Source organism: Thermomonospora curvata DSM 43183, from assembly GCF_000024385.1.
Lineage (GTDB): Bacteria > Actinomycetota > Actinomycetes > Streptosporangiales > Streptosporangiaceae > Thermomonospora > Thermomonospora curvata.
Genome location: NC_013510.1, coordinates 2258190 through 2272113, shown reverse-complemented (window position 1 = coordinate 2272113; position 13924 = coordinate 2258190). Strand labels below are relative to the sequence as shown.

7 protein-coding genes are annotated in these 13924 nt (G+C 74.2%); 1 reads left to right on the top strand and 6 read right to left on the bottom strand.

Annotated features, from left to right (window positions below; genetic code table 11):
• Window positions 1-130: 130 nt before the first annotated feature.
• Window positions 131-1921 carry a PD-(D/E)XK nuclease family protein gene (locus TCUR_RS09465; protein ID WP_012852271.1) on the top strand — a complete coding sequence of 597 codons (1791 nt, stop codon included), beginning with the start codon at window positions 131-133 and terminating at the stop codon, window positions 1919-1921.
• 287 nt (window positions 1922-2208) lie between these two features.
• Here TCUR_RS09465 and TCUR_RS09460 read toward each other — a convergent pair whose 3' ends face one another.
• The 6 genes from TCUR_RS09460 to TCUR_RS09435 all read right to left on the bottom strand — a co-directional run bounded on the left by TCUR_RS09460 (window position 2209) and on the right by TCUR_RS09435 (window position 13392).
• Window positions 2209-4230: an N-6 DNA methylase gene (locus tag TCUR_RS09460; protein WP_012852270.1), complete on the bottom strand. Its 2022-nt coding sequence runs from the start codon at window positions 4228-4230 to the stop codon at window positions 2209-2211.
• 454 nt (window positions 4231-4684) lie between these two features.
• Window positions 4685-5698, bottom strand: coding sequence for a hypothetical protein (locus tag TCUR_RS09455; protein ID WP_012852269.1), 1014 nt, complete (start codon window positions 5696-5698; stop codon window positions 4685-4687).
• Window positions 5695-8142: an AAA family ATPase gene (locus TCUR_RS09450; RefSeq protein WP_012852268.1), complete on the bottom strand. Its 2448-nt coding sequence runs from the start codon at window positions 8140-8142 to the stop codon at window positions 5695-5697. The genes TCUR_RS09455 and TCUR_RS09450 overlap by 4 nt, the downstream gene beginning before the upstream one ends.
• Entirely contained in the window at window positions 8142-9314 is a 1173-nt protein-coding gene (locus tag TCUR_RS09445; RefSeq protein ID WP_012852267.1) for an exonuclease SbcCD subunit D, read from the bottom strand. Before TCUR_RS09445 ends, TCUR_RS09450 begins: the two co-directional genes overlap by 1 nt.
• Before the next feature lie 52 nt (window positions 9315-9366).
• Entirely contained in the window at window positions 9367-11166 is a 1800-nt protein-coding gene (locus TCUR_RS09440; RefSeq protein WP_217265463.1) for an ATP-binding protein, read from the bottom strand.
• Window positions 11167-11316: 150 nt separating this feature from the next.
• The gene (locus TCUR_RS09435) at window positions 11317-13392 is read right to left on the bottom strand and encodes an N-6 DNA methylase (RefSeq protein WP_012852265.1); all 2076 of its coding nucleotides are present in this window, start codon (window positions 13390-13392) and stop codon (window positions 11317-11319) included.
• Window positions 13393-13924: the final 532 nt, after the last annotated feature.

The window sequence follows — 13924 nt, the reverse complement described above, 5'->3', positions numbered from 1 at the left end:
CGCCCTCAGCGGATCGGCTCTGGGCGGAATCCGGCACGGACAAACAGATCATTTCCACAAAATCCATGGTTGATTGAGTTCACGTGTGCTGTACTGTGCGTGTCGCCGTCGACCCTGGGGAGCCAACAGGATGAGCCACGATCGCTGGGCCGGTCACGCCGGGCTGCGGGGCGACCCCGCGGTGATCCGGCTGTCGGCGAGCCTGCTGGACCGCACCGACCGGCAGTGCGCCGACTTCGCCGCGCTCAAGGCCCGCACCGGGCTGTGGCCCCGGATCCGCGAGCGGCGGCGCCATCCCCCGCTGGAGACCTTCCCGCTCGGGCTGGTGATGCGGGCGCTGGACGCGGTGGAGTTCGGCGGCCGGGACCTGCGGCAGGCCGCCGAAGAGGCCGTCGCCGCCAACCGCACCCCGGTGCACCCGGGGGTCGCCGTGTGGGTGTCGCACGCCTGCCGGGCCTACCTGCGGGCCGCCGAATGGATCACCGACGAGCTGGAGGCCGAGGGCATCGCGCTGGCGCCCGAGCGGCTGCCGCGGATCGTGCAGTCGGCCTCGGCGGCCGAGCTGCGGATGCTGACGGCCTGGGGCCGCTGGTACGGCTCCACGGACGGCACCGTCCGCGAGTTCCGGCGGCTGCGCATGAGCCGGGCGGGGGACGAGCACACCCCCTCCACCCTGGCGCTGGCGTTCGTGACCGCCGCCGGGCGGCGCGCGGTCGGCAACGTCTACCAGGACGTCCCGGTGGAGGTGATCGACGACGCCGACGCCCCCACCCGCATCCGGATCGTCGAGGTCACCCTGCTGGAGGGAGTGCCGCCGCGGGTGCTGCTGGACGACTCCCCCGAGCGGGTGCGGCGCGCCTACCTGGAGCGGGTCCGGCCGCTGGCCCAGGGCGTGGTGCTGGGCGGCGAGCGGCGGGCGGGCTCGGACTGCCTGGAGTGCAAGCTGCGCGCCCACTGCGAGGACCTGCCGCACGCACCCGGCCTGCTGGGGGCGGAGGAGGCGGGCACGCACCGGCGGACCTGGTCGGTCACCACCGGCCGCGACTATGCGGTCTGCCCGGCGCGGGCGCACATGCGGCAGCTCCACCTGCCCGCCGCCGCCCCCGGCGACGACTCGGCGGTGCGGCGCGGGCGCGCCGTGCACCGCTGGCTGGAGGCCGCGCACCGCAGGGGACGGCCGTGCTCACCCGGCGACCTGCCCGACCCCGAGGCCGCCGAGCCCGGCCCGCTCGCCGCGGAGCTGACCGCCGAGGAATACCGCCAGGCCAGGCCGTACCTGCTGGCGCACCTGGCGACCTGCCCGCTGGCCGGGCCGGGCCGCATCGACCAGGTGCGGCCCGAACCGGTCGTGGCCGCCTTCGACCCGGTCGCCGACGTACTGGTGATCGCCCATCCCGACCTGCTGCGCCGAGTGGACGGCCGGCTGGTGTACCGGGAGCAGAAGACCACCACGGGCGCGCCGCCGTCGGGCACCCCGGAGGAGGTGTTCGCGCAGGTGCCCCAGCTGGCGCTGGCGGTGCTGCTGATCGCCCACGGCGTCTTCGGCGAACCGGAGGGCACCGTCGAACTGGAGGTGCTGACCCCCTCCCGGGCCCACCTGACCGCCTTCGACGCCGCCGACCCGCAGGTGCTGCAGGCCGCCCGCGGCCAGATCACCCGGATGGCCGGCCCGTGGCTGCACGACACCGAGTTCGCCGCCTCCCCCGGCCCCTGGTGCGAACGCTGCCCCACCGCCCAGTGGTGCCCCGCTCCCCGCACCCCCGCCGAAGACGGCCATGGCGGCCCCATCGAGGTGGACGGCGTCCTCATCGACCCCCGCACCGGCGAGGTCCTGGACGCCTCCGGCCCGCTCACCACCCGCGCCGCCGCCGTCTGCGCGTCTTTGCGCGACCCCGACCCCGACGAGGCCCCGCCGTTCTGACCGGCGGCGGGAGCAAAAGACGGAACGTCTCTCGGCCGGCACCGATGAAACCGGCCGAGCTGCTCAGCCGGCGGGGCGCGCCGGCCCCGGGCGGGGTGCAGGGCCAGTCGTACTCGCCGGCCGGGATCTGCCCACGCCGTGATACGCCGAGCGTGAAGGCGCAAAGCGGCGGGGGCGGCGTTCGCCGGGCGCCCACGTCACGGCCCTCGAAGCCCGGCTCCCCGGCCGGTTCGTCCGGGCACGGCATTAAGGCCGCCGGCTTCGACGTCCCGGCGGCCGGGTGCAGGTCAGTCGCCGGGGGCGGAAACGGGGCGGAGCGTGCCTTCGGCCAGGCCGTCGCCGATGAGCCTGGCCAGTTCGGCGCCCAGGTCGCCGGCCCGGCGCAACCCGGCCACGATCTGCCGCAGCCGCCGGAACAGCGCTCCTTGGCGGCGCTGCTCCTCCAGCGACGGCAGCGGGATCTCCGCGCGCCGCACGTCCAGCCGGTAGCCGGACGACATGGAGGTGTGGTGGCGCAGATTGGCCGAGGTGCACAGGACGCCGGCCAGGTAGTCGGGGTCCAGGCGGGCCGGGTCGGGACGCAGCAGGACCAGGTGGCGGCCGAGCAGCGCGCCGGGCTCGGTGACGATGGTGGCGGCGGCCTCCCGCAGCAGGGTGGAGACGACCACGTCGCCGGGGCGCAGCTCCACCGGCTGGTCGCCGCTGAGGCCCTGGTCGTCGGGGCCGCCGGTGGGCGGACGGCCGGCGACCACGTCGTCGGCGGTCAGCACCGGCCGGTCGGCGGCGGCCTCGGGGGAGGGCCGGCCGGACGCCTGGCGGATCTCCAGCAGGTTCAGCCGGGCCAGATCGGCGACGGTGACGACGGACACCGAGCCGGGCTGGGCGGGCTCGACCGGGGGCACCATGCCGGCCAGTTCGTCCAGCAGCCGCACCAGCTCCTCGCGCAGCTTCACGACCCGGTCGATGGCCGGGGCCGCGGTGGGCCGGGAGATGTGGCGCGCGGGGGTCAGGTCGACCTCGTCGTCGAGCAGGTCGATGATCCGCACGGCGCGGCCCTCGCCCGGTTCGTCCAGGTCGGCCTCGGGGTCGTCGGTGAAACGCCGCCACAGCCGACCGGCCGTCTCCACAAAGCCCTCGCCGGAGCGGGAGGTGTCGACCATGAGGACCTGGCTGGGCGGGCGTTCATCCGGCACCGGGCGGCGCAGCACCCACACGGTGAGGGGGACCGCGGTGTTGGGGACGGCGCCCAGCGGCAGGGTGATCACCGCGCGCAGGGCGCCGCGGCGCAGCAGGTTGGCCCGGATGCGCCGGCCGGCGCGGCGGCTGGCGGCGGCCGGGGGCATCAGCAGCACCGCCAGCCCGCCGGGCCTGCAGTGCGCCAGGCAGTGCTGCACCCAGGCCAGTTCGGACTCGGTGCGCGGGGGCAGGCCGTACTCCCAGCGCGGGTCGGTGGTCAGCTCGTCATAGCCCCAGTTGCGGTCGTTGAACTGGGGGTTGGCGACGACCAGGTCGGCCTGCTCTCCGGGGAAGGCGTCGCGGCGCAGTGAGTCGCCGGAGCGGATGTCGGCGTCGGCGTCCAGCAGGGCCAGCCAGATGGCGGTCAGGCGGGCCACGGCCTCATCGACGTCCTGGCCCAGCAGCCGCCGGCGCGTCCCCTTGGCGAGCATCCCGGCCAGGAACGCCCCCGATCCGCAGGTCGGGTCCAGCACCGTCTCGATGCGCGGGCCGGCCAGCTCGGCCACCAGGCGGACGACCTGGGGCGGCGTCTCCTGGGTGCGCCGCTTGTGCAGGTCGAGATAACGCTCGCGGAGGAACTCGAAAGCCTGCTGCTCGCCTCGTTCCCGGGCCAGCGCGGCCACGCCCTTGGCCACGGTGACGCAGGAGGACGGCGGCTCGGCGGGCAGCACCCGCTCTCCCGGCAGGTCGGCGACGGCGGCGCGCACCGCCTTGGGCAGCGCGGCGGCGATCTCCTCGTCGGTGCCGCGCGACAGTTTCCGCCAGCCGCGCCGGTCGCGGTGCAGGTACAGCAGGAACGCCCCGGCGAACATCAGCACGTCCACCAGCTCGTCGGTGGAGTCGGCCAGCCGGCGCAGCTCCTGCCACAGCTGCTCGTCGGCGGGGGCGCCGGCCAGCTTGCCCTGCGCCCGCAGCCACGCCTGCACCTCGAGCAGGGAGAAAGACGGGCTGGTGGCGGTACCGCCCACCGGTTGCGGAAAGTCGTCATGCCGCTTGCGCCAGTTGCTCACCGCCGCCCGGCCGACCCCGGCCAGGCGGGCGATGTCCGCAGCGGTCACCGTCGCGTCCTGCACCGCGGCCTCCTAGCCTGAATGTTGTTGGTCGATTATATTCACATAAAGATCGGCTTGACGCGTGAACATCTCTCTGCCCAGGTCACAGCCGATGCTTGGGCGCGGCGGACGCGCAGCCGGTCTGCTCGACCGGCACTGTGAAGATCGCGCACCGCGGCGGATCGCCCTCCACGGCAATGCGCTCGGCCCGCAAGACGGCCTTTCAGACAACGTCAGCGGCCTTTGCCGGGTTCCCACCGCCGCCAACGGCAAGGACGTCTTGCGGAGACGTCGGCACGCGAAACGTTTCCGATACGGCCGGCCACACCTCATGGGCTCCTTGGTGGTATCACAGTTCGCCCGATACCACCAAAGCGCCTTACCGAGAATTGGGACTATGTCCGACCAACACGCGAGCAGTTGATTTCATTCACAAATTCTCGGAAGACGAGAATTAAGGAAGGGCCCGGCGAGCTCACACGCGCCGCACGCCGTCTCCCGGACCGGCCGAGGGCCGGGCGGTGGCTCTGCGGAGAGCGCGGTAGAGGAGTTTGGCGTCGCCCAGGTGGTGGCGAAGGAGCTTTTCCAGGCCGCCGATGGGGACCAGGTTCTGGGGAGCGCGGGGATCCTTGTAGTCCACCCCGGCCAGGGTCGGCAGGATCACGGTGCTCAAGTCGGCCAGGGCGATCACCTCCGCCGCGGGCAGGTCCGCGCCGGCCTCACAGCGGGCGATGCCGGCCCAGGGGGCGGGCGAGCGGACCGGCAGGCGCAGATACCAAGAATGGCGGCGCCAGCTGGTGCCCATGCCGAAGACCGGGGTGCGCTGGCCGGGGGCCAGGGAGGCCAGCACGGAGGCCGCCGGGCCGGACAGGTAGGCGGTGTGGTGGGTCTTGACGTAGCCGATGGTGCGGGGCAGGTGGGCGCGCCCGCGCAAGGGGCCGTCGAGGATGAGCAGGTCGTCCTCGCCGGCGGTGCGGTGCCGCGTCGCCAGCTCCACCTCCAGTTCGCTGAGCTGCCGCTGCAACGCCAGCGACAGTTGCTCGGCGCCGGCGCCGGGGGCCGGCTGCACGGTGTAGGCGCCGGCCCAGGTGCGCAGTGCGGCGGCATGCGGGGAGGGGGTGAACAGCGACCGCCGCACGCTGACCTCGGCCAGTTGCGCCGGGGCGGCACCGTCCAGGTCGCAGCGGACCACTCCGGCCGCGCAGGAGGCGGCGATCCCGGCGGTGGGCATGGCGCCGGTGGGGTCGCTCACCCAGACCCGGGCCTCGATGCGGCGCACGCCGTCGACGATCAGCAGCGAGCGCGGCAGGGCGGCCGGGACGGCGGGGGTGATGGGGCGCCAGCGGGCGGCCGGGACCTCCACGTCCAGGTCGATCTCGGCGGTGGTGGCGTCCAGCTCGGTGAGGGCCTCGGCGGTGAAGGAGGTGGCGTACCCGGGGTCCCAGGGGTCGATGGTGATCGAGGCGGACGCGGCGGGAGCGACGGTCATGCACTCCTCCTCTCCAGGTGGGAGCCGGAGGCGTCGCGGGAGACCGCAAAGCGCACCGGCACCCGCTCGGCCAGGGCCGGGACGTGGGTGACGATGCCGACCATCCGGTCGCCGGCGGTCGCCAGCCGCTCCAGCGTGGCGGCCACGGTGTCCAGCGTCGCCGGATCCAGGGTGCCGAACCCCTCGTCCAGGAAGATCGACTCCAGGCTGCGGGCGGCGCCCGCCGACAGCCCGGCGACCTGCTCGGAGAGGGCCAGCGCCAGCGCCAGCGACGCCTGGAAGGTCTCCCCGCCCGACAGGGTGCGCACGTTGCGGCGCATCCCGGCCTCGGCGTAGTCGATGACCTCGATGGTGTTGCGGGCGTCCAGCACCAGCTCGAACTGGCCGTCGGACAGCTCCTTCAAGGTTTGGGAGGCGGCGCTCACCAGCACTTCCAGCGCCTCGCCGCACAGCCAGCTTTCGAAGTTGTTGGCCCGCAGCCGCAGCGCCAGCTCGTGGGCGACCTGGGCGGCCTCCCGGTGCTCGGCGGCCCTGCCGGCGAGCGCGGCGGCCTGGCGGCGCCGTTCCCGGACGCCCTCCAGGTCGCTTTCGGCGCGGGCGCGGGCGGTGGCCACGGCCCGCCCGATGGCGTCGGGTTCCAGCGCTTTGGGCGGGGTGAGGCCGCCCTCCTCCAGGAGGGTGCGCACCGCGCCGCGTTCCCGGTCGCGTTCGCCGCGCGCCGCGGCCAACCGTTCCTGTGCTTCCCGGCGCGACCGGTGGCGCCGCTGCAGCTCCTGGTCCCGCCAGGTGAGCAGGGCGGTCCAGGCGGCGTGCAGGTCCCGCCGGTCGACGGGCGGGGCGCCCAGCGGGACGAGGGTGTCGCGGACGGCGTCCAGTTTCCGCAGCGCCGCGGCGGCCTCTTCGGCGATCTTGGCGCGGTGCCGTTCGGCGTCGTCGGCGGCGGCGCGGGCCTGCTGGGCCTCCTGCCGGGCTCGCCGGGCCGCGTGCTCGGCCTCCTCGATGGCGGCCAGCTTCTTTCGCAGCTCGGCGGCGTCGGGGTGGGCGCGGAGCTGCTCGGCCAGTGCCTGCAGGCGGCCGGTCAGGTCTGTGACGGCCTGCTCGGCCTTGTCGGCGACGGTCTGGGTGTGCCGGTGGTGGCGGCGGGCCTGCTCCAGTTCCGCCTTGCGGCCTTGGACGGCGTCTTCGGCCTGCTGGAGGGCGGCCGGTTCGGGGTGGGCGGGCGGCTCGGCCACCGGGTGCAGGCACACCGGGCAGGGTTCGCCCACGGTGAGGCGCCGGGCCAGGTCGGCGGCGGCGTGCGCGTCGCGGACGCGTTGCAGGTGCGCTTCGGCCTCCTCCAGGCGGGCCTCCGCCTGCCGCACCCGGTCTTCGGCCCGGGAGACGTCCGCGACGGCCTGCTGGTGGCCGGTGCGGGCGGTGGCGAGCTGGCCGGTGAGGCGGGCGTGGTCTTCGTGGGCTTTCAAAGCCAAGGTCAGGGCGGTCTTGTCGCCGAGGGCGGCCAGCTCCTCATAGGCCTGCTGCTCGGCTCGCCGGCGGTTTTCGGCCTCCTCGGCCCGCTGCCCGGCCCGTTCGGTGGCGGCGCGCAGGTCGTCGGCGAGGGTGGGCACGTGCGGGGGCATCGCGACGGTGCCGAGTGTCCGCACGGCTTGGTCGGCGGCGCTGAGCTCGCTTTCCGCCGCGGTGACGCGGCCGTCCAGGTCCCGCAGCCGCTCAAGGGAGCCTTGGACCCGCTCGGCCAGCTCCGTCAGCTCCTCCAGGCGGCGCCGGGCGCGCGCCTCGGCCTCCTCGTCGGCGTCGGTGAGCGCGGCCAGCTGGTCTTCGGCGGCCTGGGCCGCCGCGGCGGCCTTCTTCTCCTCTTCGACGGCGCGTTGCCGGATGGCGTCGAAGACGCCCGCGTCCAGCAGCTGGACGAGCAGTTCCTGGCGTTTGCTCGGGGTGGCGTGCAGGAACTCGGCGAAGCGGCCCTGGGGGAGGATCACGCACTGGGTGAAGAACTTGTACTCCAGCCCGGTGAGGCGCTCGACCTCGGCGGTGACGTGGTCGCCCTCGGCCAGGGTGCGCACCGGGGAGGCCAGCAGCGCGGTGACGTCCTGGGCGGGGTCGGCGGACGGGTCGAGCTCATCCAGCCGGGCCTCGCGGGTGGCGACCGTGCCGCGGGCGTTGCGGACCAGGGAGCGGACGATCCCATAGCGCCGGTCCCCCACTTCGAACACCAGCGCGACCTTGCCGGAGGTGGCCGAGGGGGCCAGCGCCAGGCCGACTTTCTTTTCATCCCCCCAGCGCGGCACCGTGCCGTAGAGGGCGAAGCAGATCGCGTCGATGACGGTGCTCTTGCCGGCGCCGGTGGGGCCGACGAGCACGAAGTAGTCCACATCGTGGAAGTCCACCGAGGTCGGCGCGCGGAAGCTGCCGAAGTTCTCCAGGTACAGGCGCAGCGGGCGCATCAGCCCTCCCCTCCCCCGCTCGCGGTGACCTCATCGTGCAGCCGGTCGAACAGGGCGATGACCCGCGGGTCGTCGCGTCCGGTCTGGGCGAGGTAGTCGCGGAACAGCTCCCGCGGGGTGCGGGCGGCGCGGGCGGCGCCGCCGCCCTCCCGGCGGGCGGCGGTGGGGCGGAACCGTTCGTCGACATCGACGGTCAGGGCGTTCGGCAGGATCTGGCGGACCCGGTCGGCCAGGCCGGCCCGGGGCTTTTCGGCGACCACCACCCGCAGCCAGGCGTCCTGCAGGCTCTCGGCCTGCGCCTCCAGCTCCTCCAGGGAGCCGTTGACGGTGCGCAGCGACCGGGGGGAGGCGAGGGTGACCTCGCGGACCTGAGCGGGCCTGCCCGGCTCGACGGTGACCAGCAGCGCGCCCGGGCTGTTGTGCTCTTCGCCGAAGTCGACCGCGATCGGTGCGCCGCTGTACCAGATCGGGCACGGGCCGGGCATCTGCTGGCGGCGGTGCAGGTGGCCGAGGGCGGCGTACTGGACGGTGGGCGGGAAGGCGGTGGCCTCGAAGTAGTAGGAGAAGATCGTCTGGGCCTCGCGTTCGCCGCCGCCGAGCTTGCCGCCCGGCAGCGTGCCGTGGGCGGCGACCAGGTTGACGGTGTCGCCGCCGAAACCGGCGGTCAGGGCGGCGGCCAGCTGCGCGAAGCGGGCGGCGTAGCTGCGGTTGTGCTGGTCGGGGGTGTCGGTGAGCGCCTCGACCGCCCGCACCACGAACCGGTGCGACAAAAACGGCATCACCGCCAGGCGGACGTCCTCCCCGGCCCTCGTCGTCCACGACAGCACGCCGCCGTCGTCGGGGCGGCGGAACCGGCCGACCACGTGAACGCCCAGGGCGCCCAGCACCGGCCGCCACACATCCAGCAGGCGGGGGTCGTCGTGGTTGCCGGCCAGCACCACCACCTGCCGTCCGCCCTCCCGCAGCGCCAGGAGGGTCTGCATCACCAGGGCCTGGGACGGCGGGGTGGGCGCCGAGGTGTCGAAGACGTCCCCGGCGACGATGACCGCGTCCACGTCCTCGGCGCGGGCCAGCTCGACCAGCTCCTTGAGGACCGCCCGGTGCTCATCGGCCCGGGCCCGCCCGCGCAGCACCTTGCCGACGTGCCAGTCGGCGGTGTGCAGGATCTTCATGTCGGCTCGTTCCTGGGTCGGGGATCACAAGGGCACGTTGAAAGGGGGCATCTCAAAAGGGGACATCGTCGTCTTCGGCGAGCCCGGCGAACGGGTCGGCGGCCTGCCGGGGCACCTGCGGGGCGGGCGGGGCGTCCGCGCGGGAGGCGGCGTCGGATTCGGCGGGGCGGGTGGCCCAGGCGGGGAAGGGGAACTCCACCGCCAGCGGCACCGGGATCTCCGGCTGGGAGACGAACATGGTGCCGGGCTTGGCGATGGTGGCGCGGGCGCGGGCCGCCGGGGGCAGCCAGCCGTACTCGGCGCGGGCGGCCTCGGCGGCGTCCAGCCGGCCGGCCACCCGCACCGCGCAGTTGGCGACGATGCGGCGCTCGACCTCCGAGGCGGTCTGCTGGGCGCCGATCAGGATCACCCCCAGCGACCGGCCGCGCTCGGCGACGTCCAGCAGGATCTCCTTGATCGGCGAGCCGCCCTCGCGGGGGGCGTATTTGTTCAGCTCGTCCAGCACCACGAACAGCAGGGGGCGGGCGCTGCCGGTGCTCTCCTTGCGGGAGAACTCCTGGCGCAGCACCGTGCCGACCACGAAGCGCTGGGCGCGTTCGGGCAGGTTGTGCAGGTCGACGATGGTGACCTGGGCGTCGGAGGTGCTGATGGAGCGGCCCTCGCGGGCGGGCAGGTCGCCGCGCACGATGGCCTCCAGGGGCCGCACCGACGAGCGCAGCCGGCGCAGGAAGGCGTTGATGGTGCCGATGCCCATCAGGCCGCCGGCCCATTCGGCGCGGGTGTCCTCGTCGGTCAGCTCGGTCTCGATCAGGTCGACCAGGTCCTTGTAGGTGCGGCACACCGTGCCCAGGTCGCCGTTGGGCTTGCGGATGCGCACCGCCCCGCCGTCGCCGGCCTGCTGGGCGTCCCGCCGCAGCCGGGCGGCGATCTGCCCGATCAGCAGGGTGTATTGGGCGCGTTCGTCCTCGGTGTCGGCGAAGACGTAGCGCAGCAGTTCCTGGTGGCAGAACTCGGTCAGCGTCCAGTAGAACGGGCTGACGCCCTGGGTGCGGGAGGAGACGTGCGGGACGCCGTTGGGGTCGTCGGGGCGGGGCGGGGCGAAGATGTGCACGCTGGAAAACGGCCCGGCCGGCAGCCCGAGCCGGGCGTAGGCGTCGCGGGCCCGCTCGTCCAGGCGGTTGTTGGGGTGGTCGAGGAACAGCAGGTCCTCGCCCTTGACCGAGAAGATCAGCGCCTTGGTGTTGGCGGCCTCGGCGCCCAGCGCCCCGGAGTTGAAGATCGAATACAGCAGGAAGGTGGCGAAGGAGGTCTTGGTCGCCACCCCCGACACCCCGGAGATCGACACGTGGGCGCCGCGGGTGCCGTCCAGGAATTCCAGGTTCACATGGACCGGTTCGCCGTCGCGGCCCAGCCCCACCGGAACCCGCCGCTTCATCACATCGAAGTACAGCGCCAGTTCCCGGTCCCGGTCGCCGGCCCGGTAGGCCACGGCGCCCGGCAGCGGCGGCACGTACAGTTCCGGCTCCACGCGCGTCACCGTGACCTCGGCCGACTCCACCACCTGGGCCGGCAGCACCCCGTCGGCGATCAGGAAGACGTCCGAGTCGTAGGCCGCGCCCTCGTGCCTGGCCTGCACGTCGGTGACGACCCCGGCGACCAGCACCGATCCGCCGTCCGGCAGCTGCCGGCGGGTGGCCACCACCTCATCGAGCTGGACCACCTGCCCCGGTTCCAGCCCCACCCAGAACGACAGCGGCGTGGCCGACTGGGTGCCCAGCACCCGGCCCACGATCCGTCCCTCCGCCGCCCCGGCGGCCCCGTTGTGATCACGCACCCCGTCTGTACCGTCCAAGCAATCCCACCCCGGGCTACACGGCTTTCACACGTTCTCCGCAGGGTAGACCCGCGCGGTGACAGATGTCGGCCAAAGCGCTCGCGCCGGGTGCCCTCGCCCGTGAGCGGGCCGCCCCCAGGGGCCGGCGATGCGGGGAAGACGCGCCGTTCATGGTCGTTCCTCCGGGACGGGCGGGGTGTCGTCGCGGGGACGCAAGGTGGCGTCGGCCAGGCCGTCGGCGATGAGGGCGGCCAGCTCGGCGTATCGGTCGCCGGCCTGGTTCAAGGCGGCGGTGAACTCCTCCAGGCGGCGGAACGCCTCACCGTAGCGGCGCTGCTCCTCGACGGTCAGCAGCGGGATCTCGATCCGGCGGACGTCCAGGCGGAGCGTGGCGGACAGGGCCGCGCGGTGCCGGTGGCCGCGGGATCCGCGGATCATGCCGGCCAGGAAGTGGGGGTCCAGCCGGGCCGGGTCGGGGCGCAGCAGCGCCAGGTGACGGCCGAGCACCGCGCCGCGCTCGCCGGCCACCCGGGCGATGGGAGGGTGCAGGAGGGTGGGGACCAGCACGTCGCCGGGCCGGATCGCGATGCGGGTGCCGGGCGGCAGCCCATCGGCCTTTCCGGAGGGGCCGGTGCCGGCCGCCACGTCCTCGGCCGTCAGGACCGGCGGGTCGGGATGCGGCGGCGCGTCCTCCTCCGCGCGGCCGGCCGGCGGCGCACCGGAGGGGGGCAGGGCGCCCAGGATGCGCAGCAGGCCCAGGCGGGCCAGCTCGGCGAGGCTGATCATGGGGGCCGGGAAGCCCTCGCCGCCGGCCTCCACCTCCGGCAGCAGAGCGGCCAGCTCGCCGAGCCGGCCGCCGAGCTCGGCGCGCAGCTCGGCCACCTGCTCGATGGCGGGTGCGGCGGGGGGCGGGGGGATGTGGTGGGCGGGGGTCAGGTCGACCTCCTCGCCGAGCAGGTCGATGATGCGGACCGCGCCGCCCAGGCCGGGTTCGGCCAGGTCGGCCTCCGGGGCGGCGGCGAAGCGGTGCCACAGCTTGGCGGCCGGGGCGGCGAAGTCGTCGCCGATCCCGGAGACGTCCACCATGAGCACCTGGCCGGGCGGTCGGTCCCCGGGGCGGGGGCGGCGCAGCACCCACACATGGCAGGCCATGCCGGGCACCGCCTGCGGCGGCAGCGCGATGATCGCGCGCAGGGCGCCCCGGCGCAGCAGCTCGGCGCGGATGCGGCGGCCGGCCCGCCGGAGGGCGGCGGCCGGGAGCATCAGCAGCACCACCAGGCCGCCGGGCCGGCAGCGGGCCAGCGCATGCTGCGCCCAGGCCAGCTCCGAGCAGCTGCGCGGCGGCGGCCCGTACCGCCAGCGGGGGTCGGTGGCCAGTTCCTCATGTCCCCAGTTGCGGTCGTTGAACGGCGGGCAGGTGACCACCAGGTCGGCCGCGGCGTCGGGAAAACGGTCGGCGCGCAGCCCGTCCCCGAGCCGGATCCGCGCACCGGGGGTGCGCAGTGCCAGCCGGACGGCGGTCAGCCGCGCCACCGCCTCATCGGCCTCCTGTCCCAGCAGGCGCCGCGGCGGGTCGGGGCGTTCCAGCATTCCCAGCAGGAAGGCGCCGGAGCCGCAGGCGGGGTCCAGCACGGTGTGCACCCGCGAGTCCGCCAGTTCCGAGACCAAGGTGACGACCTGCGGGGGCGCCTCGTAGACGCGGCGGCGGTGGCGGCTCAGGTAGCGCTCGCGCAGGAACTCGAAGACCTCCACCGGCCCGCGCCGTTCGGCCAGCGCGGCCAGCCTCCGAACCAGCGGGATGCAGTCGGCCGGCAGTGCCGCCCCGGGCGCCGTTCCCAGGCCTGTTCCCCCCGGCAGCTCCCTGACCACGGCTTTGATCCGGCGCGGCAGGCGGGCGGCCAGTTCCCGGTCCGTGCTCGCGGCCAGGCGCCGCCAGTCCTCGGGGTCGCGGTGCAGATACGTCAGGAAGGCCCCGGCGAACACCGACGCCTCGGCCAGGCCGGTCCGTTCGGCGATGCGCCGCAGTTCCTGCCACAGGTGCTCGTCATCGACCGGCCGCCGCAGCTTGCCCTGGCGGCGCAGCCACTGCTGCACCTGCGCCAGGGAGAACACCGGGCTGGTGGCGGTGCCGCCGACGGGTTCGGGGAAGTCGTCGTGCCGCCTGCGCCAATTGCTCACCGCCGCCCGGCCGACCCCGGCGAGCCGGGCGATGTCGGCGGCGGTGACCATCGCGTCCTGACCCATGGGCCTCTCCGATCGGGCGCCACGAAAAGCGACGCGGGCCCTTCACAGTACTCGGTTGTCTTTATACCTTCAACAGTTATTCTGTTGGTCGATTGTGTTCACGATAACAGTATGGCCCACTGCCGGGCCGCTCGGCTCCAAGTCCGCGAGCCGGCCCCGTCCCGATCGACTTATCCGCTCACCCTGCCCCCCGCTGTCACGAAGCGCAGCCGCCCGACTCTCCCCCCTTGGCCCCCTCCGACGCGGGCGGCCATCTCGTCACTGCCTGACCATGATTGACATCGTTGATCCGATTCACAACAGGTGATCAGTCCTCCATATATACCTCTGCTGCTCATTGGCCGGACCGGAATCTCAGGTCGCCTTGACCACCATGACCAATCCACAGCAAACATGCGCATGCCCCCTCTGATGGGGCTAACGTCACAGCTCTGGCACCGATCGCCGCGCCCAGGAGGTCCCATGAGAGGTGATCCGCACAGACCCGGCCATGGCCGTGACAGCGGCCCGCCATCGTCATCGCGCCCCGGCT